The 13,878-nt window shown below is 71.4% G+C and carries 10 protein-coding genes; 6 read left to right on the forward strand and 4 right to left on the reverse strand.

The window, feature by feature from the left end:
- Both G3I65_RS21360 and G3I65_RS21365 read left to right on the forward strand, forming a co-directional pair.
- Window positions 1-463, forward strand: a 463-nt coding sequence (locus G3I65_RS21360; protein WP_160697681.1) for a CdaR family transcriptional regulator, incomplete at its 5' end; no start/stop codon positions are given.
- Window positions 464-626: 163 nt separating this feature from the next.
- Complete coding sequence (locus G3I65_RS21365; protein ID WP_160697682.1) at window positions 627-1,541, forward strand: zinc metalloprotease; 915 nt, start codon at window positions 627-629, stop codon at window positions 1,539-1,541.
- A 597-nt stretch (window positions 1,542-2,138) separates the two neighbouring features.
- Here the strand turns inward: G3I65_RS21365 and G3I65_RS21370 are convergent.
- Window positions 2,139-3,074 (reverse strand): zinc-binding dehydrogenase, encoded by a 936-nt coding sequence (locus tag G3I65_RS21370; RefSeq protein WP_160697683.1) that lies wholly within the window; start codon window positions 3,072-3,074, stop codon window positions 2,139-2,141.
- Between the two features lie 172 nt (window positions 3,075-3,246).
- Here G3I65_RS21370 and ald point away from each other — a divergent pair, with 172 nt between their 5' ends.
- Entirely contained in the window at window positions 3,247-4,362 is a 1,116-nt protein-coding gene (gene ald / locus G3I65_RS21375; RefSeq protein WP_160697684.1) for an alanine dehydrogenase, read from the forward strand.
- Between the two features lies 1 nt (window position 4,363).
- Here the strand turns inward: ald and G3I65_RS21380 are convergent, their stop codons facing one another.
- Genes G3I65_RS21380 through G3I65_RS21390 form a run of 3 tightly spaced genes read right to left on the reverse strand, consistent with a single transcriptional unit; the run spans window position 4,364 to window position 7,538 of the window.
- Window positions 4,364-5,476, reverse strand: coding sequence for an acyltransferase (locus G3I65_RS21380; protein ID WP_160697685.1), 1,113 nt, complete (start codon window positions 5,474-5,476; stop codon window positions 4,364-4,366).
- A 45-nt stretch (window positions 5,477-5,521) separates the two neighbouring features.
- A complete protein-coding gene (locus G3I65_RS21385; RefSeq protein WP_160697686.1) occupies window positions 5,522-6,880 on the reverse strand; it encodes a cell wall metabolism sensor histidine kinase WalK in 1,359 nt (452 codons plus the stop codon).
- A complete protein-coding gene (locus G3I65_RS21390; RefSeq protein WP_160697687.1) occupies window positions 6,873-7,538 on the reverse strand; it encodes a response regulator transcription factor in 666 nt (221 codons plus the stop codon). Before G3I65_RS21390 ends, G3I65_RS21385 begins: the two co-directional genes overlap by 8 nt.
- Before the next feature lie 437 nt (window positions 7,539-7,975).
- On the opposite strand from G3I65_RS21390, the gene G3I65_RS21395 reads away from it, so the two are divergent.
- The 3 genes from G3I65_RS21395 (at window position 7,976) to G3I65_RS21405 (ending at window position 13,741) form a co-directional block, all read left to right on the forward strand.
- Window positions 7,976-9,013 (forward strand): ABC transporter ATP-binding protein, encoded by a 1,038-nt coding sequence (locus G3I65_RS21395; protein ID WP_160697688.1) that lies wholly within the window; start codon window positions 7,976-7,978, stop codon window positions 9,011-9,013.
- Window positions 9,013-9,894 (forward strand): ABC transporter permease subunit, encoded by an 882-nt coding sequence (locus G3I65_RS21400; RefSeq protein WP_086856912.1) that lies wholly within the window; start codon window positions 9,013-9,015, stop codon window positions 9,892-9,894. The genes G3I65_RS21395 and G3I65_RS21400 overlap by 1 nt, the downstream gene beginning before the upstream one ends.
- A 97-nt stretch (window positions 9,895-9,991) precedes the next feature.
- Window positions 9,992-13,741 carry an ABC transporter ATP-binding protein gene (locus tag G3I65_RS21405; RefSeq protein WP_160697689.1) on the forward strand — a complete coding sequence of 1,250 codons (3,750 nt, stop codon included), beginning with the start codon at window positions 9,992-9,994 and terminating at the stop codon, window positions 13,739-13,741.
- The last annotated feature ends 137 nt before the right edge of the window (window positions 13,742-13,878 follow it).

A 13,878-nucleotide genomic window follows, 5' to 3' on the forward strand; every position in this document is an offset into this window, starting at 1 on the left:
CGCGACGGGACCGTCTCGTCGCACCGGTGCTCCGCGCGCGGCGGCGGGCGCGCCCGGCGAGATCGGCGACCTCTCGGCGTCGCGGGACCAGGCCGACGAAGCCCTCGGCCTGCTGCGCGCGGAGCTGCTCGGCGAGCGCGTGATCACCTTCGACGAAGCCTGGACGGCGCTGACCCTGCACCGCGGCGCGACGGCGGCGGCCGGGGCGAAGGTCGCCGAACTCGGCCCGCTGAGCGCGCTGCGCGCGCACGACGAGACGGGCAAGGCCGGCTACGTCGAGACGCTCTACGAGTGGCTGCGCCACCCCGGCGACCCGCGCGCGGCGGCGCGGGAACTGCGGATCCACCCGAACACCCTCCGCTACCGGATGCGGAAGCTCCTGGAGCTGGTCCCGCTGGACCTCGACGACCCCGACGTCCGGCTGGCGCTGCTCATCCAGCTGGTCGCGCTGCGCTGGAGCTGATTGCGCCGTTCGGCCCAGTACGCGACGCATGCGTTGCTCCGCATGGATCGCGCCGATCGTCCGGATTGTGTTTTCCAGCCGAAAGGTGGTGGATTCGGGTGATCGCTTGACGCATTTTTCTCTGCACCACCCGGGGTCGCCGGGTCGTCGCAGAGGAGTGTCCATGAGCAGTTCGGAGCGGTTGCGCAGGGCCGTCAAGCTGGGCGCGGTGTCCGCGCTCTCCCTGGTCGCCCTGGTCGTCCCGGGCACCACCACCGGCAGCGCGGTCGCGGCGCCGTCCGCCGACTGCTTCACGCCCACGCACGCCGCGGACCGCAGCAAGGACGGCCACGCCGACAGCCTGTCCCCGGCGGAAGCGGCCCGCGTCGAGGCGGACATGCAGAGCAAGCTGGCAGGCAAGCGCACGTCGTTCAAGGCCGCGGCGGCCGTCTCGATCCCGGTGTACTTCCACGTGATCACGAGCGGCTCGACCGGCAACCTGCCGTCATCGACGATCACCAAGCAGATCTCGGTGCTGAACAGCGCGTACGCCTCCAGCGGCTTCAGCTTCTCGCTGGTGAGCACCGACTACACGAACAACTCCACCTGGTACAACGGCATCACCGACGGCACGTCCGCCGAGCGCAACATGAAGAACTCGCTGCGCAAGGGCGGCAAGAACGCGCTGAACATCTACACCGCCAACCTCGGCGACGACCTCCTCGGCTGGGCGACGTTCCCCTGGAACTACAACTCCCAGCCCAAGATGGACGGCGTGGTCATCCTCGACGAGTCCCTCCCGGGCCGCTCGGCGACCAACTACAACGAGGGCGACACGGCCACCCACGAGGTCGGCCACTGGATGGGGCTGTACCACACCTTCCAGGGCGGCTGCTCCGGTTCGGGCGACTACGTGTCGGACACCCCGGCCGAGGCGACGGCGACGTCCGGGTGCCCGACGAACAAGGACACGTGCACGTCGACGGGCAAGGACCCGGTGCACAACTTCATGGACTACAGCTATGACGGGTGCATGTACGAGTTCACCGCAGGCCAGGGCACGCGGATGAACAGCTCGTGGTCCGCTTACCGCGGCTGACGTTTGTTCTTGAGGGGCACCTTCATGGCTTCGAAGTCCATGGGGTGCCCCTCATGGCACTCGGGCGGCGCGGCGGGGTCGCGTTCCGGTGCGTGCGGCCGCGGAGGTCGTGAACGGGTCGTTCACCGCGTCCGGCGGCGTGACGAGTGGCGCCGGGCGGGCCTGCGATGTCTTGAATGAGTCATTCAGGACCTCCGAAGACCTGAATGACTCATTCAAGACACCGGCGCAGCCTCCGCCGGACAAACCGCCGCGCGCGATAGCTGCGGTCCGTCGTGAAGACCGCGAGTGCGCCCACGCCGGTTCTCGCGCAGGTACACCGAACCGCGGGTCCCACTGTCTTCGCCGCTCGGCAACGCTGTCCGCACCCCAGCCGCCGAGCTGTCCACAGCCCCCGTCCGATGTGGACAACTCGACCGCGCAGCCCCCGAAAACGGCCGAACTGTCAGGGGCCGCCGATAGACTGAGCGGGGCTCGTCCCCCAGGGAAGGGTGGGGCGCGGTGTTCCGGCTCCGGCGGCCCGAAAACCGAGGAACGCCACCGTTGCCGGGCGGCCCTCGGCGGTGACCGGCCAGGCGAGGCACACCTCGAACTCGCTCACACGACCAGCAGAGTCTTCCCCACCGTGGTCCGGGATTCGATCGCCGCGTGCGCGTCCGCGGCCTTCTCCAGCGGGAAGCGCTGTCCGATCACCGGCACCAGCCGGCCCGCCGCCGCCTCTGCCAGTGCCGACTCCGTGAACGCGCGCATCTCCGCCGCGCCACCGATCGAGCGGACCAGCGAGACTCCGCTCGCCGCAGCGTCCTCTTCGGACACTTCCGCCCACGAGCCGCTCGCCAGGCCGTAGACCGCCATGCGTCCACCTCGGCGCAGCAAGCCGAACGCGGCCGCGCCGATCGCGCCGCCCACGCCGTCGAAGACCACGTCGACCTCGCCCACCGATGCGGCCCAGTTCGGGGACAGGTAGTCGACGACTGCATCCGCGCCCACGACCCGGGCCACCTTCGCGGGACCGCCCGCCGCGCCGATCACTGATGCGCCCGCTGCCTTCGACAGCTGGACCAGCAGGCCGCCGACGCCGCCTGCCGCTGCCTCGACCAGGACTCGATCGCCCGGGCGCACCCTGGTGGCATGCACCAAGCCGGTCGCGGTGCGGCCGTCCGCGAGCACCGCCACCGCCGCGTCGAGTTCCAGGGAGGGCGGTACCGCGAACACCGCGGCCGCGTCCACCGCGACGCGCTCGGCGTAGCCGCCGGAGCCGCCGGTCGACGTCACCACCCGCTGGCCGGCCAGTCCCGGGTCCACCCCTTCGCCGACCGCGCTGATCACCCCGCCGACGCCGTTGCCGGGGATCAGGGGCGGCTCCGCCCGGAACGGCCCGGGCGCGCCCGCCCGGAACTGCGTCTCGACGAAAGTGGTGTTCGCGAAGGCCACTTCGACCAGCACCTGACCGGGCCCGGCGACCGGGTCCGGCGCATCCCCCGGGACCAGCACCTCCGGCCCGCCGAACTCGCGCAACCAAACAGCTCTCATGCGCCCACGCTGCAACTTCAAGTGAAGTCGAAGTCAACGGTGTTGTCCGCGGAGCACCACGAAAGCCGCGAAGAAATGTCCGCGCAGCACGATGACACCGCCGTCCGGGTGGCTCACCGTGAGTGGCAACACCGCACCGATTTTCGACGCAGACCGACCCAGGAGGCCGACCGTGCGTATCGCCGTTCCCCGTGAGATCAAGAAGCACGAGTACCGGGTCGCGCTGACCCCGGCCGGCGTGCACGAGCTGGTCGGGCGCGGGCACGACGTCTTCGTCGAGACCGGCGCGGGCACCGGCTCGTCCATCGCCGACGAGGAGTACGTCGCCGCCGGCGCGAAGATCCTCGCGACCGCCGACGAGACCTGGGCCGAGGGCGAGCTCGTCCTCAAGGTCAAGGAGCCGATCGCCGAGGAGTACGGCCGCCTCAAGCGCGACCAGGTCCTCTTCACCTACCTGCACATCGCCGCCGACCGGCCGCTGACCGACGCGCTGCTGGCCGCCGGCACCACCGCGATCGCCTACGAGACGGTGCAGACCGCCAACGGCGCCCTCCCGCTGCTCGCCCCGATGTCCGAGGTCGCGGGCCGGCTGGCCCCGCAGGTCGGCGCGTTCTCGCTGATGAAGCCGAGCGGCGGGCGCGGTGTCCTGCCCGGCGGCATCCCCGGCGTGCACCCGGCGCGCGTCGTCGTCATCGGCGGCGGCGTGGCCGGCCTCAACGCCGCCCGCGTCGCGCTGGGCCTCGGCTCGGACGTCGAGATCCTCGACACCAACGTCGACCGCCTCCGCCAGATCGACAACGACTTCGGCGGCCGCATCCGCACGGTGACGTCGAACCGCCTGTCGGTCGAGGAGTCCGTGCTGCAGGCCGACCTGGTCATCGGCGCGGTGCTGGTCCCGGGCGCGAAGGCGCCGAAGCTGGTCTCGAACGACCTCGTCTCCCGGATGAAGCCCGGCAGCGTGCTCGTCGACATCGCGATCGACCAGGGCGGCTGCTTCGCCGACTCGCGCCCGACCACGCACGACGACCCGACTTACACCGTGCACGAGTCCGTCTTCTACTGCGTCGCGAACATGCCGGGCGCGGTGCCCCGGACGTCGACCTACGGCCTCACCAACGTCACGCTGCCTTACGCTGTACAGCTGGCCGAGCACGGCTGGAAGGCCGCGCTGCAGGCCGACGCCGCGCTCGCGAAGGGCCTCAACACGCACGACGGCGCGCTGACCAACGGCCCGGTCGCGGTGGCCCACGACCTGGTGCACACGCCGCTGGACACCGTCCTCGCCTGACCTATCCCACCCGAGCGGGTCCCTGTCTCTCCACGGCAGGGGCCCGCTCCCCTTTTCGCAGCAGCCGCCTCCCGTACGAGATCGCCGGCAGCTCGACCCACTTCCGCAGACCGCACGCGAAGAGCAGCGCGACGGCGGACGTCGCGACCGCCTTGCCCAGTCCCGTCGGGAACAGCAGCCCGGTCACGCCCGCCGCGCCCGTCTGGGCCAGGTAGAGCGCGTAGGACCGGTCGCCGACGAACGTCAGCGCCCGGCTCGAGAGCACCCGCCGGACCGGGCCCGCCGAGACCACCGCGACGAGCAGCAGCGCCGCCCCCACCGCGTAGACCGGGACGACGAACTGCCAGTTCCCGCCGAACGCCCGCCCCAGCGGCTTGACCGACAGCTGCAGGGCGCAGAACCCGAGCGCCACCAGCACCGCCGCGGCCGGGCTGGTCAGCGGGCGCAGCACCGCGAACCCGCGCGGGTGGTGCAGCGCCAGCGCGAGCACGCAGCCGACGACCAGCGAGCCGTAGTGCACGGACAGGCTCGCCCACTGGTGCGCGGGCGCGAGCGGCAGGACGCCGAGCACGAACCCCACCCCGCCGGCGCCGATCAGCAGGCGCAGCGCCGTCTTGCCGGTCTTCGCGAACGACGTCAGCACGAGCAGCGCGGGCCAGGCGAGGTAGAACTTCTCCTCCACGCCCAGCGACCACGACGTCGGGTACGGCGTGTTGAAGCCGACGACCTCGTTCAGGAAGGTCAGGTAGTACGGCATCGCGTCGGCGAGCCGGCTGCTGCCGTACGTCCCGGCGAGCGTCACCGCCAGCGCCGTCAGGCCGAGCAGGAGGAAGTACACCGGCAGGATCCGGAAAACCCGGCGGACGTAGAAGTCCCGCAACGAGATCCGGCCGGTGCGGTCCTCCTCGCGCAACGCCAGTGTCGTGATGAGGAAGCCGGACAGCACGAAGAACAGCTGGACGGCGATCCAGCCCTGCAGCCGGTCGACCGCGGGGCCGCCGTAGTGGAAGAACACGACGGCCAGCGCCGCGAGCGCGCGCAGGCCGGTCAGGCCGGGGAACCACGACGACGACCGGTACGCGGCGTGGTCGAGGGGCCGCCAAGAGATGATCATGGCGGCAGCGTCGATCGCGCACGCTGAACCGAGCCTGAAGCCGGCTTAAGACGTCTTCAGCTCCGGGAGGCGGACGACGAACCGGCTCCCCGCTTCGACCTCGGCCGTGCCGCCGTGGGCGCGCGCGATGTCGGCGACGATCGCCAGGCCCAGGCCCGATCCGCCGTCGTCGCGGGCGCGGGCGTCGTCGAGGCGGACGAACCGGTCGAACACGCGCCGGCGGTCCGCCTCGGGGACGCCGGGGCCGTCGTCGGTGACCGCCAGCACCGCCCATCCGTCCACAGCGGACACCTCGACGACGACCCGGGACACCGCGTGCCGCCGCGCGTTGTCGACGAGGTTGCGCAGGAGCCGTTCGAGCCGCGACCGATGCCCGCGCACCACCGGTGTCCCGCGAACCTCAACTTCGGCGCGCCCGGCCGCGACGGCTTCGGCCACTTCGGACAGCGGCACGGGTTCGAGGCGGTCGGGCCCGGCGTGGTCGAGCTTGCCCAGCAGCACGAGGTCGGCGACGAGGTCCTGCAGCCGGGTGACGTCGAGCAGCGCGTTCTCGCAGGCGTGCCGCCAGTCGAGCCGGTCCGGGTGCGCGAGCAGGACCTCGAGCTGCGTCCGCAACGACGCGAGCGGCGTGCGCAGCTCATGGGACGCGTCGGAGGTGAACCGGCTCTGCCGCGTGACGGCTTCGTCTAGCCGGGCGAGCATGTCGTTCATCGTCCCGGCCAGCCGCGCGATCTCGTCACCGCTGCGCGGGGCGGGCACCCGCCGCCCCAGGTCGTGCGCGCCGATCTCGGCAACCTCACCGCGGATGGCCTCGACCGGCCGCAGCGACCGCCGCACGGCGAGCCAGGCGATGACCCCGATGAGCAGCGCGACCGCGGGCACACCAAACGTGAGCACGGCCCGCACCGAGTCGACAGCCGCCTGCCCCTCGGGATCAAGCTGCACACCAGCGTAAACCTGATACCTGCTATCACCACTGGTGGCATGCACGACGTGCAAAGCCAGATCATCATCGACCCCGCGCAACTCGGGAGCACACCCCACCGACCGCCGATCAGCCCGGTCGAACTCGAACGGCCGCAAGGTGACGTCGGCGTCGTACACTGTAAGGCTAGCCCCGCGCAGCACAGGACAGGACGCGACGGAGACCCCCGCCCCCCCACGGTCGACGACCTCGTAAATCGAATCCCGCACGAGCAGGGAAAGATCGCCAGGCGCGGCACCGGTGTTCAGCAACTGCACGATCGCGTCGGCATGGGCATCGGCAAGCTGCGCGGCGGCATTCCGGAGCCGCCCTTCCGCCTGCAACACAAACCACACAGCGACCGCCCCCAGCGCAACAGCCGACGCGACGAAGGCCGTGACCGCAACACGGAAGCGGGTCGAGCGGAAGAACCTAGGCACCCGCACTCACCACGTGGTACCCAGCCCCACGAACAGTCCGGATGGTTTCGGCACCAAGCTTGCGCCGCAAGGCACTGACGTGCACCTCAACGAGGTTGGCAGTGGCAGACGACGCGAAGTCCCACAGATTGTCGAGCAGCTCCGCCTTGCCAACCACCTGCCCCGGCCGCTGCATGAGATAGGCAAGCAGAGCGAACTCCTTGGTGGTGAGCGCAACGTCAACCCCACCCCGCCGACAGGTCCGCCCAGCCTGATCAAGCTCGAGATCACCCAACCGGAGAACCCCCGGCCGGGTAGCACCACCCCGCCGGATAAGCGCCCGCAACCGCGACAGCAGCGCCCCGTAAGAGAAGGGCTTCGGCAGAAAGTCGTCGGCCCCGGTATCCAGCGCCTCGATCTCGTCATCCTCCCCATCCTTGGCGGTGAGCATGAGAATCGGCGTACTGTCCCCCCGCTCCCGCAGCCGCCGACAGACGCGATACCCGTTCAACCCGGGCAGCATGATGTCCAGCACGATCGCGGCATAGGGATGCTCCCCCGCCAGCCAAAGCGCATCCCGCCCGTTATGCGCGACGTCAACGGCATACCCCTCAGCACCCAACCCGGCCCGCAGCGCCTCAGCCAGCCGCCGCTCATCCTCGACGAGCAAGATCCGCATCGCGCAACGATCCCACACCACAACCCCCACCAGCCCACACGACGGGACCACCCCAAGACCACGCTGGGACCGGCGCAGACCGCACCGTGGGGGCTCCGGGGGCTCGGCCCCCGGGCAAAAGGACGAAGTCGAGCGAAGGGCGAAGCCCGAAGCAGAGACGAAGGGGCGACCCGCTCAACCAGCCTGGGGGTCACTGGGAGCGGGTCGCCGATACCTAGCTTAGAGGTCTTTGCACGAGTTCGCTGCACCGGGTCGGCAAGTCGAACGAATTCTTTACCAAGTTGATCTGCCGTGGCCGGGAAATCCTCAGGTCACGACGCTCGCCGGTTGCGGAACGTGACGAACGTCGCTCCCCTCGGGTTCGGGAGTTCCGTGCGCGGGACGGGCGGCGGTAGGGCAGGATGACGCCGCATCAGCGGGGAACGTTAGGGGACGGTATGCACGACGGCAGTGGCCGGATTGTGGTGCAGAACCTGAGCAAGCAGTTCGGCGCGGTGAACGCGGTGCAGAACCTCAGCTTCACGGTCGAACCCGGGTCGGTGACGGGCTTCCTGGGCCCGAACGGCGCCGGGAAGACGACGACGTTGCGCATGCTGCTCGGGCTGGTGACGCCCACGTCGGGGATGGCGACGATCAACGGGCGTCCGCACTCGCAGCTGGGGAATCCGGCGCGGGTGGTCGGCTCGGTGCTGGAAAACGAGGGTTTTCACCCGGGCCGGACGGCCCGCAACCACCTCCGTGTCTACGCGGCGGCCGTCGGCGTGCCGGACCGGCGCGCGGACGAGGTGCTCGGCCTGGTGGGCCTGGGCAGTGCCGCGGACCGGAAGGCGGGCGGGTTCTCGCTCGGCATGCGGCAGCGGCTGGCGCTCGCGACCGCGCTGCTCGGTGATCCGCAGGTGCTGGTGCTGGACGAGCCGACGAACGGGCTCGACCCCGAGGGCATCCTGTGGCTGCGGAACTTCCTGCGGTCCTACGCGCGGGAGCAGCGGCGGACCGTGCTGGTGTCGAGCCACCTGCTGAACGAGGTCGAGCAGCTGATCGACCAGGTGGTGATCATCAGCCAGGGCGTCACGCGTTACTACGGCCCGCTGGAGCAGCTGCGCAAGAGCCAGCAGTCGCGGGTGCTGGTGCAGCCGGCCGACCCGTCGGCGCTCGTGAAGGCGTTGCAGGAGAACGGCATCACCGGGGTTTCGCCGACGCCGGACGGCCGGGTCGCGGTCGCCGGGTCGACCGTCCAGCAGATCGGTGACATCGCCGCGAAGGCCGGGATCGCGGTCTACGGGATGCAGGAGGACCACGCCGACCTGGAGCGGATGTTCTTCCAGCTGACGCAGGCCCAGTACACGGGTGCGCCGGGTTACCCGCCGCCGCAGCAGCCGCAGTACCAGGGGCCGCCGCCCGGTTACCCGCCGCAGCAGTACCCGCCTTCGGGCCCGCAGCACCAGCAGCAGCACTGGGGAGGACCGCAGCAGTGATGGGCAACCTGATCAAGGCGGAGTTCCGCAAGACGCTGTCGCTGAACACCTGGTGGGTGCTGCTGATCCCGCTGGCGCTGGTGGCGTTCTGGCTGACGTTCGTCTGGGGCAAGATCACCAACGACTTCGCGGATTTCATCGGTTCGAGCGACGCCCGCGAGGTCGCGGGCGCGGTCGGCCTGGACGCGAGCAAGCTGCCGGTCGGGCTGCTGGCGTTCGCGCACGGCGTGAACATCGCGCAGCTGATCCCCGGCCTGTTCGGGGTCTTCGCGCTGGCCGGTGAGTACCGCAGCAAGACGATCACGACGACGTTCCTGACCGCGCCGAACCGGATCGCGGCGCTGACCGCGAAGATGCTGACCTACGTGGCGTGGGGCGCGATCTACGGCCTCGTGAGCTTCGGCGTCTCGGCCGTCGCGGTGATGGCTTCGGTCGACTCCGGCCGGTGGCCCAGCGCGGGCCAGTGGCTGGCCGCGCTCGGCGGGACGATCCTGGCGTCGGTGCTGGTGACGCTGTTCGGCATCGGGTTCGGCGCGGTGCTGCGCAGCGTGCCGCTCGCCGTGGTGCTGTTCCTGGTGTGGTTCCTGATCGTGGAGAACGTGCTGGTCATCGCGCTCTGGGGCCCGGTCGACATCCTGGGCGGGATCCTGCCGAACGGCACCGCCAACGGGATCGTGGGCGGGATCGCGGCGGACGCGTTCGGGATCAACACGCTCAACCTCCCCGGCGGGGTCGACCACTGGTCGCAGCTGGGTCTGCAGCTCGCCGCGGGCGCGCCGGGCGTGATCTCGTGGTGGGCGTCGGCGCTGATCTTCTTCGCCTGGACCATGCTCTTCTTCGGTCTCGGCTGGCTGGGCAACCAGAAGCGCGACATCACCTAGGTTTCACCCGTTCGTGAAGGCCATCTCGACGTGCTCGAGGTGGCCTTCACGGCGTTCGCGGAAATAAATTGTCGGTGGCCGCGCTTACTGTCCTGACGTGACCACCGCCCCGCCCCGCTCCCGTCAAGAGCTCCCACCAGCCGAGACCGCCGGCTGGGTCCGCCGGCTGTCCGCCGCGGCCTGGGAGCACCGCGCGCTCGTCGTGCTGTCGCTGACCGCCGCCGTTTTCAGCGTCGGCGTGCAGGCCGTCAGCCCGTTGCTGGTGCGCACGGCGGTGGACGACGCGGTGGCGGGGCGGACGGGCGGGCTGCCGGGGGTCGCGGCCTTCTTGATCTCGTTGCAGCTGGTGGCGTTCGGCACCGCGTTCGTGCGCCGGTACGTCGGCGGGAAGCTCGCCCTCGGCGTCCAGCACGACCTGAGGCAGCGGGTCTTCAACGCGGTTTCGCGGCTGGACGGCGGCAAGCAGGACGCGATGCGGACCGGCCAGATCGTCTCGCGCGCGATCTCCGACCTGCAACTGGTCACCGGGATCCTGATGCAGATCCCGGTGTCCTTCGGTTCGGTGCTCTTCGCGCTGCTTTCGTTCGCGGCGATGCTGTGGCTGTCCCCGGTGCTGACACTGATCGCGCTGGTCGTCACGCCCGCGGTCGGCATCATCGTGGCGCGCGGCCGCAAGCGGCTCTTCCCGGCGACGTGGTCGGCGCAGCAGCGCGCGGGCGACGTCGCGCAGCAGGTCGAGGAGACCGTCACCGGCGTCCGCGTGGTCAAGGGTTTCGGCCAGGAGGCGCGGGAAGTCGGGCGGCTGGAAGCGACCGCGCGCAAGTTGTTCGCGGAGCGGCTTCGCGCGGCGAAGCTGTCCGCGGTCCCGACGGCGACGACCGCGTCCCTGCCCGCCGCCGGCCAGGTCGCCGTGCTCGGCATCGGCGGTGTCCTCGCCATGAACGGGGCCATCACGCTCGGCACGTTCCTCGCCTTCGCGACCTACCTCGCGACGCTGGTCGGGCCCGCGCGGATGCTGTCCAGCCTGGTCGTGCAGGCCCAGCTGACCCGCGCCGGCGCCGAGCGCGTGTACGAGCTGATCGACGCGCAACCGGAGGTCGTCGACGCGCCGGACGCGCAACCGCTGCCGGACGGCCCGCTGGGCGTGGAGCTCGACGCCGTCCGCTTCGGGTACACGCGCAGCGAACCGGTGCTCAACGGGCTTTCGGTCACCGCGCACCCGGGCGAGACCCTCGCGCTGGTCGGCACCGCGGGCTCCGGGAAGTCCACGATCTCGCTGCTGCTGCCGCGGTTCTACGACGTGCACGCGGGCGCGGTGCGCGTCGGCGGGCTCGACGTCCGGGACGTGCCGATGCGGCAGCTGCGCCAGGCGATCGGCGTCGTGTTCGAAGAAGCGTTCCTGTTCTCCACGACGATCCGGGACAACATCGCCTACGGCAGGCCGGACGCGAGCGACGAGGAAGTCTTCGCGGCCGCGCGTGCCGCGGAGGCCGACGAGTTCATCCGCGCGCTGCCGGAGGGCTACGAGACGCTGGTCGGCGAACGCGGGCTGACACTCTCGGGCGGCCAGCGGCAGCGGCTCGGGCTGGCCAGGGCGCTGATCACCGACCCGCGGATCCTCATCCTCGACGACGCCACCTCCGCGATCGACACCGTCACGGAAGCGGCGATCCACGACACCTTGCGCGCGGTCACGGCGAGCCGGACGACGCTGCTGATCGCGCACCGCCGCTCGACGCTGGCGCTGGCCGACCGGATCGCGGTGCTGGACGACGGCCACGTCGTCGACGTCGGCACCGAAGCCGAGCTGATGGCGCGCTGCCCGCTGTTCCGCGAGCTGATCGCGGGCCCGGGCGACGGCGTCGAGGAGAAGCACCGGTGCGAGGGCCTGGATCTCGGGCCGGCCGGGGTCACGCCGGCGCTGTGGCCGCGCGACGACGAGCGCGACGAGGTCGACGAGCTGGCCGACGCGGCGCGCCTGCGCAGCGGCGACCCGAACAGCAGCGGGTTCGTCGGCCACGGCGGCGCCGGCCTCGACATGCCGCCGACCCCGGAACTGATCGAGGGCGTGCGGGCCCTGCAGCCCGCCGTCGACGAGCCGCGGCTGTCCGATGTGGACGTCACGGCCCCCGACCCCGGCTTCCGGCTGGCCCGGCTGCTGCGGCCGGTCCGCTGGCCACTGGCCGTGGTGATCGGGCTGGTGGCGGCGGACGCGCTGGCGTCGATCGCGCTGCCGGCGCTGTACCAGTTCGGGGTCGACCACGGCGTCCGCGTCGGCGTCGAGTGGCTGGTCTGGCTGGCGGCCGGCATCGGCGCGCTGGTGATCGCGGCCGACTGGCTGGTCGTGTTCGCGCAGACCCGGCTGACCTCGCGGGTCGGCGAGACGGTGCTGTACTCGCTGCGCGTGCGCAGCTACGCGCAGCTGCAGCGGCTCGGGCTCGACTACTACGAGCGGGAGCTGTCCGGGAAGATCATGACCCGGATGACCACGGACGTCGACGCGCTCTCGACGTTCCTGCAGACCGGGCTCGCCACGGCGGTGGTCAGCGCGCTGACGCTGGCCGGGATCGCCGTCGCGCTGCTGGTCACCGACGCCGGGCTGGCGCTGTTCGCGCTGGCGATGGTGCCGGTGCTGGCGGTGGCCACGGTGATCTTCCGGCGGGCGGCGTCGAAGGCGTACAACGAAGCCCGCGAGCGGGTCAGCGTCGTCAACGCGGACATGCAGGAGAACGTCAGCGGACTGCGCGTCACGCAGGCGTACTCGCGCGAAGACCGTTCCGCGGAAGCGTTCGCCTCGCTGAGCGACTCGTACCGGCGCTCGCGGCTGCGGGCCCAGCAGTACGTCGCCACGTACTTCCCGCTGGTGGCGCTGCTGTCGGACCTGGCGACCACGACGGTGCTGGTGGTGGGCGCGAACCGCGTCGCGGCGGGCACGCTGTCGGCCGGCGTGCTGCTGGCGTTCCTGCTTTACCTGCAGCAGTTCTTCTCGCCGATCCAGCAGCTTTCGTCGGTGTTCGACGGCTACCAGCAGGCCCGGGTCGGGCTCGGCCGCATCGGCGACCTGCTGCGCACGCCGACGTCGGTCCCGGCGGCCGAGCGTTCGGTCGCGGTACCGGACCGGTTGCGCGGCGAGGTGGCGTTCAAGGACGTCGACTTCTCCTACACCGGCGTCGAGGCGAAGGCGCTGGAGCAGTTCTCGCTGGACGTCGGCGCCGGCGAGACGATCGCACTGGTCGGCGCGACCGGCGCCGGCAAGTCGACGGTCGTGAAGCTGGTCGCCCGCTACTACGACGTCACCGGCGGCGAGGTCCGCATCGACGGCACGGACGTCCGCGAGTACGAGCTGGCCGGCCTGCGCCGCCGGATGGGCGTGGTCCCGCAGGAAGCCCACCTGTTCTCGGGCACGGTGGCCGACAACGTCCGGTACGGCCGCCCGTCCGCGTCCGACGCGGAGGTCGAAGCGGCGGTCCGCGCGGTCGGCGCGTTCGACGGCGTCGCGGCGCTGCCGGCGGGCTTCCTGCAACCGGTCGGCGAACGCGGCCGGTCCCTGTCGGCGGGCCAGCGCCAGCTGGTGGCGCTGGCCCGGGCGGAGCTGGTGGACCCGGACGTCCTGCTCCTGGACGAGGCGACGGCGGCCCTGGACCCCTCGACGGAGGCGGCGGTCCTGCGCGCGACGGAGACGGTCGCCCGCCGCCGCACGACGTTCGTGGTGGCCCACCGCCTGGCGACCGCGGCCCGCGCGGACCGCATCGTGGTCCTGGACCACGGCCGCATCGTCGAGACGGGAACCCACGAGGAACTCCTGGCGGCGGAGGGCCACTACGCGAGGTTGTGGGCCCTGGGCTGACCGGAAGCCGGCGGGGCACTCCTGCCCACCTCGGCGCGGGGGGGCAGCCTCGCGACCACGAGCCTCGCGCCGCCCACACCGCACGCACGGCCGACCAGCCACCTCAGCCCCACGGGCGCGCCTGGCGACCGCCGCCC

Source organism: Amycolatopsis sp. SID8362 (assembly GCF_010550475.1).
GTDB classification, from domain to species: Bacteria; Actinomycetota; Actinomycetes; order Mycobacteriales; family Pseudonocardiaceae; genus Amycolatopsis; species Amycolatopsis eburnea.

Bases quoted from the DNA above. Each gene is read 5' to 3' on its own strand.
- G3I65_RS21365 (WP_160697682.1), top strand. From the start codon at position 627: ATGAGCAGTTCGGAGCGGTTGCGCAGGGCCGTCAAGCTGGGCGCGGTG.
- G3I65_RS21370 (WP_160697683.1), bottom strand. From the start codon at position 3,074: ATGAGAGCTGTTTGGTTGCGCGAGTTCGGCGGGCCGGAGGTGCTGGTC.
- G3I65_RS21380 (WP_160697685.1), bottom strand. From the start codon at position 5,476: ATGATCATCTCTTGGCGGCCCCTCGACCACGCCGCGTACCGGTCGTCG.
- G3I65_RS21390 (WP_160697687.1), bottom strand. From the start codon at position 7,538: ATGCGGATCTTGCTCGTCGAGGATGAGCGGCGGCTGGCTGAGGCGCTG.
- G3I65_RS21395 (WP_160697688.1), top strand. From the start codon at position 7,976: ATGCACGACGGCAGTGGCCGGATTGTGGTGCAGAACCTGAGCAAGCAG.
- G3I65_RS21400 (WP_086856912.1), top strand. From the start codon at position 9,013: ATGGGCAACCTGATCAAGGCGGAGTTCCGCAAGACGCTGTCGCTGAAC.